The sequence below is a fragment of the Streptomyces griseus genome, from assembly GCF_900460065.1.
GTDB classification, from domain to species: domain Bacteria; phylum Actinomycetota; class Actinomycetes; order Streptomycetales; family Streptomycetaceae; genus Streptomyces; species Streptomyces griseus.
This window is the reverse complement of sequence record NZ_UAVD01000027.1, coordinates 1-11,989: the sequence shown is the minus strand read 5'-3', so window position 1 is coordinate 11,989 and position 11,989 is coordinate 1. Positions and strand designations below refer to the sequence as shown.

Here is an 11,989-nt window from a genome sequence, read left to right as displayed (position 1 = left end):
CACGCTTGCATGATTTTCTGTCCGGGGTGCGGGGCGCGTGCGGGGCGACGTTCACCGCGCCGCCCGCACACGTACCGCGGCAGCGTGATCGCCGGGTCGAGATGTTCACCGGACGTCGGCGCGGAGCCGGTCGGTTCGGCGCGTCCGGCGGCCGGCCTCCGGGGGCGGGGGGCGACGGGTCCATCCGGCGGCTCTGGAGCCGGGCACCGTACGGACGAAGGTATTCCGGCGGCGGCCCGGCCGTGCTGCGCGCTAGCCTCCGTCGATGACTGCCGAAACCCGCCCGGTGACCGTCCTGTTCGAGGCCGACAGGCTGATCCTGGAGCTCCACCACGACTCCGAGGGGGCGTACCACGCCTTTCCCGGCGAGGGCGGCCCGGGCGAAGGCGCCGGGGGCGGCTCCGTCGGCGTACCGCGCGTCGCCCTGTCGCTGGCGGAGGCCCTGCACGCCCGCATCCGGCCCGCCGGGACGGCGGAAACGGTCCTGCGCGCCTGGGCACAGGGCGCGGCGCCCCGGGGCCCGGTGGCGCTGGTCGACCCGGCGGCGGAGGAGCCGGTACGGGTGCGGGCCGGGGCGGTCGTCATCCGTGACGGGGCCGTCCTGCTGATCCGGTTCACCGAAAAGGGCGACGGACCGCACTACGAGATCCCGGGCGGCGGGGTCGAGGCGGGCGAAACCCTGGAGGAGGCCGCCCTGCGGGAACTGGGCGAGGAGACCGGCCTGGCCGGGACGGTCGGGCCCGAGCTCGCCCGGGTCTGGAAGGACGGCCGGCACGAGCACTACTTCCTCGTGTCCGCCACCGGCGAGGTCGGCCCGCCCGAGACGCTGGACAACTACGGCGGCACCCCGGTCTGGGTCCCGGTGGAACGCCTGCCCGCCACCCCGCTGTGGCCGCGACGCCTGTCCTGGCGCATCGAGCACTGGCACCGCACGGGGTGGCCCGGGCGCCCGGCGGAACTGGCCGACTCCATCACCGAGCTGGGGCCGCCGTGCGGGTGGTGAGGCGCCCCCGGGACAGAACGCCCAGGGCCCCCTGGGCCCTGCCGTCAAACCGCCGCCTGCCTCGCGGGGCTGCCCTTCGGGCGACGACGGCAGTGTGACGACAGGACCTAGCCGGCGTCCAGGGCCGGGGCGAGCAGGGCGAACGCCCGGTCCGTGAGCGCGGCGGGGTCCTCCGCGCCGTCGCTGTCGCTCCAGCGCCGCAGCACGGTGTCGAACGCGACGAGCGCCGCCCCGGCGGCGAGGCGCGGGTAGAGGTCCGCCTCCGGGTCGAGCCCCCGGCGGCGGGCCGTCTCCGCGGCGAGGTCGTCGCGCCACTGTCCCTGGTGCTCCAGGAAGCGGGCGCGCAGAGCGGGGGTGCGCAGGATCAGCTGGACCACCCGCAGGGCCCGGCCGGAGTGCTCGGCGCCGTCGGCGCAGGCCGCCATGGCGACCCAGACGGCGTGCCGCAGTGCGGTGGAGGGGGGTTCGGCCGGGGGGCGGGCGGCCAGTTCGGCGTGCATGCCCGCTCCCATGTCGGCCAGGAACTGGACGACCACGTCCTCCTTGGACGCGAAGTACCGGAAGAACGTCCGCTTGGACACTCCGGCGGCGGCCGCGATCGCGTCGACCGTGACCGCGTCGAACCCTTCCCGCGCCATCAGTTGGAGCGCGGCTTCGGTCAGCTCGTCGGAGACGAGCTGACGTTTGCGCTGGGCCATGGTGACTTCGGGGCGGAGGCTCACGCCCCCATCGTAGCGGCATGCCATTTTTGGCACTCGGTAACTTCTTGACACTTGGTGTCATGAGAGACAACGTATGCCACATGACACAGGACGCGACGCAGGAACCCGCACCGGGCGCGGCACGGAACCCGGCACCGCAGCAGCGCTGGACCGCCAGGCGGATCGGCGACCAGAGCGGCCGGGTCTCCGTGGTCACCGGAGCCAACAGCGGCCTCGGCCTGGCGACCGCCCGGGCTCTCGCCCACCGGGCCGGGCACGTGGTCCTCGCCGTGCGGGACGAGGGGAAGGGGCGCCGGGCCGCCGCCGACATCACGGCGGGCCGGCCGGGGGCCTCGGTCGAAGTGCGCCGCCTGGACCTGGCCGACCTCGACTCCGTACGGGCGTTCGCCGAGGACCTGCACGCCCGTCACCCCCGGCTGGACGTCCTGGTCAACAACGCCGGAGTGATGGCGCCGCCCCGCTCGACGAGCGCGCAGGGCCACGAGCTGCAGTTCGCCTGCAACCACCTCGGCCACTTCGCGCTCACCGGGCTGCTGCTCGGCCTGCTGGCCGAGGGGCGCGACCCCCGCGTCGTGACGGTCACCTCGGTGAACCACCGCAGGGCGCACCTGGACTTCGACGACCTGAACGGCGAACGCGCCTACCGCCCGATGACCTTCTACGACCGGTCGAAGCTCGCCAACGCCGTCTTCGGCCACGAGCTGCACCGGCGGCTGACCGCGGCCGGGAGCCCGGTCCGCAGCCTGCTCGCGCACCCGGGGTACGCCGCCACCCGGCTCCAGACGAGCGGGCCGACCGGCCTGGTGAGAGTGCTGTTCGGCAGCGCCCTGCGGCCCCTCGCCCAGCGGCCCGACGCGGGCGCCCTCCCGCAGCTGTTCGCGGCCACGGCACCGGGCGTGCGGGGCGGCGAGCTCATCGGTCCGGACGGGCGCGGGGAGCTGCGCGGCGCACCGACCCGGGTGCCGCTCGCCGCCGCGGCCACCGACGCCGGGACCGGGCAGCGGTTGTGGGAGGTGTCGGAACGGCTGACCGACGTCCGCTTCCCGTTCCCCGCGTCGGTGTGAAGGCCGGTCCGGGATCGGCCTGCTCCCGGACCGCTTCCGTGCGACGCCATCGCCGACTCCCGGGCCGGGCTCCTCCCGGATCCCGCCCGCCGACCGCCGGGGCGGCTCGGGGCGGCGGGCGAGCCCAGGCTCACCCCTCGCGTCGTGGCGCCGACCCCGTCCGGCTGCGCACCGCGCCGACGCTGGCCCCGATGACCAGGGCGATGGCGAGGGCGTCCGTGGTGGAGAGCGCCTGGTCCAGGATGAGGAAGCCCGCACCCGCGGCGATGGCCGGCTCCAGGCTCATCATCACGGCGAACGTGGGCGCGGGCAGCCGGCGCAGCGCCATCAGCTCCAGGGTGTACGGGAGGACCGAGCTGAGGACCGCCACCGCCGCGCCGAGCGCCACCGTGGACGGGACCGTGAGCTTCGCCCCGGACTCGATGATGCCGAGCGGCAGGGAGAGGACCGCCGCGACCACCATCGCCAGCGCCAGCCCGTCCGCCTGCGGGAAGCGACGGCCGGTGCGGGCGCTGAAGACGATGTACGCCGCCCACATCGCCCCGGCGCCCAGGGCGTACGCCGCGCCGACCGGGTCGAGGCGGTCGAAGCCGCCGCCGCCCAGCAGGACGACGCCGACGAGGGCGAGGCCCGCCCACACGAGGTTGACCATGCGGCGGGAGGCGAACACCGAGAGGGCCAGTGGGCCGAGCACCTCCAGGGTGACGGCGATGCCCAGCGGGATCCGGTCCAGGGCCAGGTAGAAGAGGGTGTTCATGCCGCCCATGGCGACGCCGAAGGCGAGCACCGTGCCCCAGTCGGCACGCGAGTGGCCGCGCAGCTTCGGCCGGCAGATCACCAGCAGGATCAGCGCGGCGGCCGCGAGCCGCAGGGTGACGACGCCCAGCGCGCCCGCCTTCGGCATCAGGAGGGCCGCGACCGCCGAGCCGAACTGGACGGACAGGCCGCCGGCGACCACCAGCACGATCGGCGTCAGCGCCGCCCGGCGCTCGGCCCCGGTCCGCCGGGCGGGCGCGGCGCCATCGAAGGCCGCCACCGCTTCGGGTACGGCGACGGCTGCGGCGGCCGGTTCGGCGGCGCTGCGCTGGTCGTTCACGGGGGACCTTCCGAGGGGACGGGGACGGGACGGCTCACTGCACGACCCGGTCCACTGTAATGGACTGGACGGTACGGAATGGCGCACCGCCCGGCCGTCGGCTCCCCTTCACCGTAGGGACCCCCGCGCGTTCCGTGAAATACCGATCAAGCTCCCGTTATGCTCCCCACGCATGAACGAAGCGCCCACCACCGGCCGCCCCGTGGAACTCCGGCATCTGCGGGCGTTCCTCGCGGTCGCCGACGAGTTGAACATCACGCGCGCCGCCGCCCGCCTCCGGCTCACCCAGCCCGCCGTGTCCCGCACCCTCGCGGCGCTGGAGCGGCACCTGGGGGTCCGGCTCGTCGACCGTTCCACCCACCACCTCGCCCTGACCGCCGACGGGGTCGCCTTCCGCGACAAGGCCGCCGCCGCGGTCGCCGCCTTCGACGAGGCCCTCGACCCCGGGCGGCTGCGGACCTGGCCGCTGCGGCTCGGGCACGCCTGGTCCGCGTTCGGGCCCTACACCACACCGCTGCTGCGGGCCTGGCAGGAGCGGCATCCGGGGACCCCGCTGGAGCTGCTCCGGATCGACGACCGCACCGCCGGGCTGACCCGGGGCGAGGTCGACGCGGCGCTGTTGCGGGGGCCGGTGGACGCGCCGGGGCTCGTCGCCGAGGTGCTGTTCACCGAGGTGCGGGTGGCGGCGGTGACGGCGGACGGGCCGCTGGCGGGGCGGGCCTCGCTCGCCCTCGCCGATCTCGCGGAGGGCCCCGTCGTCCTGAACACCGTCTCCGGCACGACCACCGCCGGCCTGTGGCCGCCGCACGCCCGGCCCGCCACCACCGTCACCGTCGGGAACACCGACGACTGGCTCACGGCGATCGCCGCGGGCCGCGGCAGCGGGGTGTCCACCGCTTCGACCGCGACCCTGCACCCGCACACGGGGGTCGTCTACATCCCGCTCGACGACGCCCCGGGCGTCCCGGTCCTCCTCGCCCGCCGCGACGCCCCCGGCCACCCCGCCCTGCCGGAGCTGGCCGCGCTGGCCCGCGAGATCGTCGCCCGGGGCGCGACACACTGAGCCGGGGCCGGGGCGCGACGCGGTGAGCCCGGGACCTCCCCCTCCCGGCCGCTACGCCCGGCCCCCGGGCCCCTCCCGCGAGGCCCTCGCGGGGCCCTTCGCGGCCTGCTCCACGGCCTCCGCGACGACCTCCGCGAGATGCCGGGCCCGCCGCCCGGCCAGCTGGTCGAGCTGCGTACGGCAGGAGAAGCCGTCCGCGAGCAGTTCCGTACCGGGTTCCGCGTCCCGTACGGCGGGGAGCAGCCGCTCCTCCGCGCAGGCGACGGACACCTCCCAGTGGCCCTTCTCGAAGCCGAAGTTCCCGGCGAGTCCGCAGCAGCCGCCGCTGAGTTCGCCGGTGAGGCCCAGCCGTTCGCGCAGTCTCCGCTCCGCCGCGTCGCCGAGGACCGCGTGCTGGTGGCAGTGCGTCTGGCCGGCGGCCGGGCGGTCCAGGCGGGGCGGTGTCCAGCCGGGGGCGTACTCCTCCAGGTACTGGGCGAACGTCCGCACCGCCGAAGCCAGTTCGGCTGCACGCGGGTCGTCGGGAAGGAGCTCGGGCAGATCGGTGCGCAGGGTCGCGGCGCAGCTCGGCTCCAGGACGACGAGGGGCTGCCCGGGGAAGAGGTCCAGCCGGTCCAGGGTGCGGCGCATCACCCTGCGGGCCGCGTCGAGCTGCCCGGTCGATACGTACGTGAGCCCGCAGCACAGCCCGCGCGGGGGCGGCAGCACCGTGCGCCCCGTCGCCTCCTCCAGGACGCGGACCGCCGCCCGGCCGACCTGGGGGGAGAGGTGTTCGGTGAAGGTGTCCGCCCAGAGCGCCACCACCCGGTCCGAGGAGAGGATCCGGGTCCCCCTCCCCCGGCGGCGGCGCAGCCACCGGCTGTACGTCTGGGTCGCCAGCACCGGGATCGCGCGCTCGGGCGCGATGCCGGCCAGCCGTTTCGCGACCGCGGCGAGGGGTCGCAGCCGGGCCAGCGCGTTGAGGGGGCGGGCGAAGGGCGCGGCGAGGCGCAGCCAGCGCGGGAGGCGGCCCATCGCGTAGTGGGCGGCGGGGCGCAGCCGGCCCCGGTAGTGGTGGTGCAGGAACTCCGCCTTGTACGTGGCCATGTCGACGCCCACCGGGCAGTCGCTGCGGCAGCCCTTGCAGGAGAGGCAGAGGTCGAGCGCGTCCCGGACCTCCGTGCTGCGCCAGCCGTCCGTGATGACCTCGCCCGCGAGCATCTCGTGGAGCAGCCGGGCCCGGCCCCGGGTCGAGTGGGCCTCCTCGCCGGTCGCCCGGAAGGACGGACACATGACGCCCGCGCCGCTCGGCCCGGTCGTGCGGCACTTGGCGACGCCGACGCAGCGGCGGACCGCGCCCGCGAAGTCACCGCCGTCCTGCGGGTAGCCGAACTCCACGTCGACGGGGCGCTCGGGGAGGACGGAGAAGCGCAGGTTCTCGTCCAGGCGGTCCGGGCGGACCAGCATCCCCGGGTTCAGCCCGTTGTCCGGGTCCCACAGGTCCTTGAACCGGCCGAAGAGGGCGACGAGTTCGTGCCCGTACATGCGGGGCAGCAGCTCGGCGCGCGCCTGCCCGTCGCCGTGCTCGCCGCTGAGGGAGCCGCCGTGGGCGACGACGAGGTCGGCCGTCTCCTCGGAGAACCGGCGGAAGCGGGCCACCCCGGCCTCGGTGATCAGGTCGAAGTCGATGCGGACGTGGACGCAGCCGTCGCCGAAGTGGCCGTACGGGGCACCGCGCAGGCCGTGTTCGGCGAGGAGGGCGCGGAAGTCGCGGAGGTATGCGCCGAGCCGGGCGGGCGGCACCGCGCAGTCCTCCCACCCGGGCCAGGCCTCCGTGCCGTCGGGCATCCGGGTCGCGGTTCCGGCGGCGTCCTCGCGGATCCGCCACAGGGCCCGCTGCCCGGCCGGGTCCGTGACGACGGTCCCGTCGACGGCGTCGGCCGCCCGCAGGACGCGCCGCGCGTGCGCCTTCGCCTCGGCCGGGGTGTCGCCGCCGGTCTCGACGAACAGCCAGGCGGCCCCGCGCGGCAGCCCGGCGGTCCGGGTGACGAGGTCGGCGGCCATGCCCTCGACGGTGAGCGGGCGGTACGGCAGGAGGCCGGGGGCGGCGTCGGCGGCGGCGGACTCGTCGGCGTACCCGAGGACGGCCAGGGCCCGGGCGCGCGGGGCCTCGACCAGGCGGACGGTGGCCTCGGTGACGACGCCGAGGGTGCCCTCGCTGCCGCAGAACGCCCGGACCGGGTCGGGGCCGCCGGGGTGTTCGGGGAGCAGGGCGTCGAGCGCGTAGCCGGAGATGCGGCGCGGGAGGCCGGGGTAGCCGGTGCGCAGGAGGGCGAGGTGGTCGGCGACGAGTGCGCCGACGCCCTCGGGCCCTGCGCCGCTCCCCTGTTCCAGGTGCAGGCGCTCGCCCCCGTAGCGGACCACCGACAGCCTGCGCACGTTGTCGGCCGTGGTGCCCCAGGCCACCGAGTGGGCGCCGCAGGAGTTGTTGCCGATCATCCCGCCGAGGGTGCAGCGGCTGTGGGTGGAGGGGTCGGGGCCGAAGGTCAGGCCGTGGGGCGCGGCTGCGGCCCGCAGGTCGTCGAGGATCACACCCGGCTGGACGACGGCGGTGCGGGCGGCGGGGTCCAGGTCGAGGATCGTGCGCAGATGGCGGGTGAGGTCGAGGACGAGTCCGGTGCCGGTGGCCTGTCCGGCGATGGACGTGCCGCCGCCGCGCGCCACCACCGGCACCCCGTGCTCCCGGCAGACGGCCAGGGCGGCGGCGATGTCGTCGGCGTCGCGCGGGGCGAGCACGCCGAGCGGGACCCGGCGGTAGTTGGAGGCGTCCATCGTCGTCAGCGCGCGTGCGGTGGCCCCGAAGTCGCTCGCGCCGCGCACGGCGGAGCGGAGCGCGGCGACGAACACCGGGGCTGCTGCCGGGGGCGTGTCCGTATGCGGTGGATGCTGTTCGGCCATGGTCTCAGCATGCCGTCGCGTCAGGTGAACTCTTGGGATGCGACCGGATCAAAGCACGTAAGCAGTACAAAAAAGCCCACAAGATCTTCCCAAACAGACCGTCAAGTCTCCTATAGTGACCAAGACTTGCGCAGGAATTGGCAGCTCCAGTTGTGCATGATCGCCCGTAACCGTGCCGAACTGTCCTGAAATCGCCTGGTCCGTTTAGCCCGGTCCGTACCGCTCCGCCCCTCATACCGTCCGCCACCGAGGACTCCGATTGCGCCCCTCACACCGGCCCACCGCACTCGCCCTGCTGATCTCGGCAGCCGCAACCGGCACGCTGACCCTGTGGGGCGTCGCCGCGGCCCCCGACGAGGTTCGGACCCCCCTGGCCTGGGGCGCGGGCGCAGCCGCCGTGCTGCTGAGCGTCTGCGTGGCCGTCACCGCCCACACCCTGGGGACCGCGCGGAACCTGCGCGCCCTGCGGGCCGCCGACGCCCAGCGGTTCACCGCCGAGACCTCCCGCCTGGTCTCCGCCTCCGCCGTCGAGGCCCAGCGGTTCACCGCGGAGACCGCCCGGATCAAGGGCGCCGCCTCCGCCGAGACCGCCCGGGTCGTCGCCGACGCCCGCGCCGAGAACGAGCGGATCGCCGCGGCGGCCGCCGCCGAACAGGGCCGGCTGGCGGTCTCCGTCGACCGGCTGACCGCCCGTGCCACCCGCGCCGAGACCGAGCGCTCCGCGGCCGTCGCCGCCTGCGCCAACGCGGCGGGGCGGATGCAGGCCCTGGCCACCAGCATGCTGGCCGACCTCCGCGAGATGGAGCACCGGCACTCCGACGAGTCCGTCCTCGGGGACCTGCTCCACCTGGACCACCGCACCGCCCAGGCGGGCCGTCTCGCCGACTCCATCGCCGTGCTGACCGGGGCCCGCTCCGGGCGGCGCTGGGCGAAGCCGATCGTCATGGAGTCGATCCTGCGCGGCGCGATGGGCCGGATCGGCAGCTACCAGCGGGTCCGCCTGCACTCCACCAGCGATGTCGCCATCGCCGGTCACGCCGCCGAGGGCGTCATGCACGCGCTCGCCGAACTCCTCGACAACGCTGCCAACTTCTCGCCGCCGACCGCCGAGGTCCACGTCTACGTGGAGGAGGTCCCGGCGGGCATCGTCATCACCGTCGAGGACAGCGGGCTCGTCATGAGCGAGGTGCAGCTGCGCCGCGCCGAGAAGGCGGTCTCCGCCGACCACCAGGACCTCACCAACCTCTCCGGCACCCGCCTCGGACTCGCCGTCGTCGGCCGGCTGGCCCGCAAGCACGGCCTGACCGTCTCCTTCCGCCCGTCCGCCCGGGGCGGCACCGGGGCGCTGATGATGCTCCCCCAGGACCTCATCTCCCGCTCGACCGCCCCGGCGCCGACGGTCCCGGCCCCCGCGGCTCCGGCCCCGGCAGCCGTCCCGGCGCCCCTCACCGCCCCCGCCGAGCCGGAGCCCTCGCACGCCTCGGCGGCCGGAACGGACACCGCCGGCGCCGCCCCCGCGGCCCGGTCCCTTCCCGAGGACGACGCCTCCACGCCCCTGACCCCGGCGGCGGAGTCGGAGTCCGAGTCCACGGGCGCCGTGCCCGCGTTCGGCGAGAGCGGCCTGCCCAAGCGCCGCCGCGGCCGCACGCTGGCCGCCGCCGAGTCCCGCAACGGCAACGCCACCCCCGGCGGAGCCGACACCCCCCGGGCCCGCACCACCGACCCGAAGGTCCAGGCAGCGCGCTTCAGCACCTTCAGCAAGGCGGTACGAGCCAACTCCACGCACCCGGAAGGCAACACCCGATGACCGCGACCACCGACGAGAAGCTCAACTGGCTGCTGGAGGGGCTGCTCGACCGCACCCCCGGTACCCGCCACGCCCTCGTCCTGTCCCGCGACGGCCTCAAGCTGTGCCGTACCCCCGAGCTCTCCGTCGACCAGGCCGACCAGCTGGCCGCGATCTCCGCCGGGATCCAGAGCCTCTCGCACGGCGCGTCCATCGAATTCGGCGACGGCACCGGCGGCGTACGGTCCGCGATGGCCGAGTTCTACGGCGGCGTGCTGTTCATCGTCGAGGCGGGGGCCGGGGCCCACCTGGCCGTCGTCGCCGACGAGGACTCCGACGTGGGCCTCGTCGGCCACAACATGAGCGAGCTCGTCGAGCAGCTCGGCGAGCACCTCGTCGCGCCGCCGCGCGAACCCGTCGAGACCCCGACCGTATGACGACGGCACCCCGCCCCCGACCGGGCCGCGACGAGGATCCGGACCGGCTGTACACCCTCACCGGGGGCCGCAGCCGCTCCGACTCCGCCGCGTTCGACCTGGTGACGCTCGTCGTCGCCGAGTGCGACCCGGCCCCCGGGATGCAGTCCGAGCACGTCGCGATCCTGCGCATGTGCCAGGGCCCCACCGCCGTCGTCGAGATAGCGGCGACCCTGAACCTGCCGGTCAGCATCGTGCGCATCATGCTGTGCGACCTGCTCGACACCGGCCGGATCAGCGCCCGCCACCCCCGTACAGCCCGTGTCGCGGACCGGCTCCCCGACCCCGACATCCTGGAACAGGTGCTCGTTGGACTCCGCAACCTCTGACCGCGCCGCCCTGAGCGCGACGGCCGACAACGGACTGAAGATCGTTGTCGTCGGCGGCTTCGGGGTCGGCAAGACCACCATGGTCCGATCCGTGAGCGAGATCCGTCCGCTCAACACGGAGGAGACCATGACCCGCGCGGGCGAGGCCGTCGACCACCTCGACGGCATCCAGGCGAAGTCGTCCACCACCGTGGCCTTCGACTTCGGCCGGATCACGCTCGACGAACGCTCCGTGCTCTACCTCTTCGGCGCGCCCGGACAGGAGCGCTTCTGGTTCCTGTGGGACCGGCTGTTCTCCGGCACGCTCGGCGCGGTCGTCCTCGTCGACACCCGGCGGCTGGCCGACTCCTGGTACGCCATCGACCGCCTGGAGCACCACGGCACGCCGTTCATCGTCGCGTGCAACGACTTCGGCGGCCCGCTCCACAGCGAGCAGCAGATCCGGGAGGCCCTGGACCTCTCGGACGACGTACCGCTGGTGGAGTGCGACGCCCGCGACCGCTCGTCCAGCAAGTACGTGCTCATCACGCTCGTCGAACACCTCGCCGCGCTCTCCGCCGCCCGCCTCCGCGCCCCCGAGGCGGCCCTGGCGGCGGCCGGCCCGACCCCGGAGCCCGCCCCGTGACCACTGTCTCCGGCTGCCCCGTCACCCACACGTCCGTCCCCCTCTCCGGGCCCCGCTTCCAGAGCGACCCCGTCCAGCTCTACCGGGAGATGCGGCGCGACCACGGGGCGATCGCCCCGGTCGTCCTCGACGGCGACGTGCCCGCCTGGCTCGTCCTCGGCTACCGCGAACTGCACCAGGTCACCGGCGACCCGGTCCTCTTCAGCCGGGACTCCGACCTGTGGAACCAGTGGGACCGCATCCCCGACGACTGGCCGCTGCTGCCGATGATCGGGCGCAAGCAGAACTCGATCCTCTACACGGTCGGCGAGCGCCACAGCGTCCGCGCGATGATGATCAGCAACGCGCTGGAGGGCGTCGACCCGTTCTCCCTGAAGCGGTACGCGGAGGAGTTCGCCGACGAGCTGATCGACCGGTTCTGCACCAAGGGCTCGGTCGACATCATCGCGGAGTACGCCAAGCTGCTGCCCGCCCTCGTGCTGGCCAGGATCTACGGCTTCTCCGACGAGGAGGCCCACCCGCTGGTCGGCGCGATCAACGACATGATCGACGGCCGGGAGCGCGCGCTCGCCGGGCAGCAGCACCTCGCCACGTCGATGTTCCGGCTGCTGGCCGACAAGCACGCCGAGCCCGGTGACGACGTCGCCAGCCGGATGATCGCGGACACCGGCGGCTTCACCGACGAGGAGGTCGCCCAGGACCTCATGGTGATGATGGCGGCCGGCCACCAGCCGACCGCCGACTGGATGGGCAACTCGCTGCGCCTCATGCTCACCGACGACCGGTTCGCCGCCTCGCTCTCCGGCGGCCGGCACAGTGTCGCCGAGGCGATGAACGAGGTCCTCTGGGAGGACACCCCCACCCAGAACGTGGCCGGCCGCTGGGCCG

Annotated in this window: 11 protein-coding genes; 8 read left to right on the top strand and 3 right to left on the bottom strand. The window is 74.8% G+C overall.

The window, feature by feature from the left end:
* Positions 1 to 265: 265 nt before the first annotated feature.
* Positions 266 to 1,003 carry an NUDIX domain-containing protein gene (locus DTB53_RS15770; RefSeq protein WP_012379645.1) on the top strand — a complete coding sequence of 246 codons (738 nt, stop codon included), beginning with the start codon at positions 266 to 268 and terminating at the stop codon, positions 1,001 to 1,003.
* A gap of 107 nt (positions 1,004 to 1,110) precedes the next feature.
* Here the strand turns inward: DTB53_RS15770 and DTB53_RS15765 are convergent, their stop codons facing one another.
* Complete coding sequence (locus tag DTB53_RS15765; protein WP_042496467.1) at positions 1,111 to 1,749, bottom strand: TetR family transcriptional regulator; 639 nt, start codon at positions 1,747 to 1,749, stop codon at positions 1,111 to 1,113.
* A 56-nt stretch (positions 1,750 to 1,805) separates the two neighbouring features.
* On the opposite strand from DTB53_RS15765, the gene DTB53_RS15760 reads away from it, so the two are divergent.
* A complete protein-coding gene (locus DTB53_RS15760; protein WP_012379647.1) occupies positions 1,806 to 2,789 on the top strand; it encodes an oxidoreductase in 984 nt (327 codons plus the stop codon).
* A 130-nt stretch (positions 2,790 to 2,919) separates the two neighbouring features.
* On the opposite strand, the gene DTB53_RS15755 is transcribed toward DTB53_RS15760, so the two are convergent.
* Positions 2,920 to 3,885, bottom strand: coding sequence for an EamA family transporter (locus DTB53_RS15755; protein ID WP_003967203.1), 966 nt, complete (start codon positions 3,883 to 3,885; stop codon positions 2,920 to 2,922).
* Positions 3,886 to 4,057: 172 nt separating this feature from the next.
* Between DTB53_RS15755 and DTB53_RS15750 the strand changes: the two genes are divergently transcribed.
* Positions 4,058 to 4,948, top strand: coding sequence for a LysR family transcriptional regulator (locus DTB53_RS15750; protein WP_012379649.1), 891 nt, complete (start codon positions 4,058 to 4,060; stop codon positions 4,946 to 4,948).
* A gap of 51 nt (positions 4,949 to 4,999) precedes the next feature.
* Here DTB53_RS15750 and DTB53_RS15745 read toward each other — a convergent pair whose 3' ends face one another.
* Positions 5,000 to 7,885 carry an FAD-binding and (Fe-S)-binding domain-containing protein gene (locus DTB53_RS15745; protein ID WP_172595266.1) on the bottom strand — a complete coding sequence of 962 codons (2,886 nt, stop codon included), beginning with the start codon at positions 7,883 to 7,885 and terminating at the stop codon, positions 5,000 to 5,002.
* A gap of 259 nt (positions 7,886 to 8,144) precedes the next feature.
* Here DTB53_RS15745 and DTB53_RS15740 point away from each other — a divergent pair, with 259 nt between their 5' ends.
* The 5 genes from DTB53_RS15740 to DTB53_RS15720 all read left to right on the top strand — a co-directional run.
* Positions 8,145 to 9,692, top strand: coding sequence for a sensor histidine kinase (locus DTB53_RS15740; RefSeq protein ID WP_012379651.1), 1,548 nt, complete (start codon positions 8,145 to 8,147; stop codon positions 9,690 to 9,692).
* Positions 9,689 to 10,108, top strand: coding sequence for a roadblock/LC7 domain-containing protein (locus tag DTB53_RS15735; protein WP_003967207.1), 420 nt, complete (start codon positions 9,689 to 9,691; stop codon positions 10,106 to 10,108). The genes DTB53_RS15740 and DTB53_RS15735 overlap by 4 nt, the downstream gene beginning before the upstream one ends.
* On the top strand, positions 10,105 to 10,476 hold the full coding sequence (locus tag DTB53_RS15730) for a DUF742 domain-containing protein (RefSeq protein WP_003967208.1): 372 nt from the start codon (positions 10,105 to 10,107) through the stop codon (positions 10,474 to 10,476). Before DTB53_RS15735 ends, DTB53_RS15730 begins: the two co-directional genes overlap by 4 nt.
* Positions 10,457 to 11,101 carry a GTP-binding protein gene (locus DTB53_RS15725; protein ID WP_012379652.1) on the top strand — a complete coding sequence of 215 codons (645 nt, stop codon included), beginning with the start codon at positions 10,457 to 10,459 and terminating at the stop codon, positions 11,099 to 11,101. Before DTB53_RS15730 ends, DTB53_RS15725 begins: the two co-directional genes overlap by 20 nt.
* Positions 11,098 to 11,989, top strand: an 892-nt coding sequence (locus DTB53_RS15720) for a cytochrome P450 family protein (protein WP_146777726.1), incomplete at its 3' end; no start/stop codon positions are given. The genes DTB53_RS15725 and DTB53_RS15720, both read left to right, overlap by 4 nt.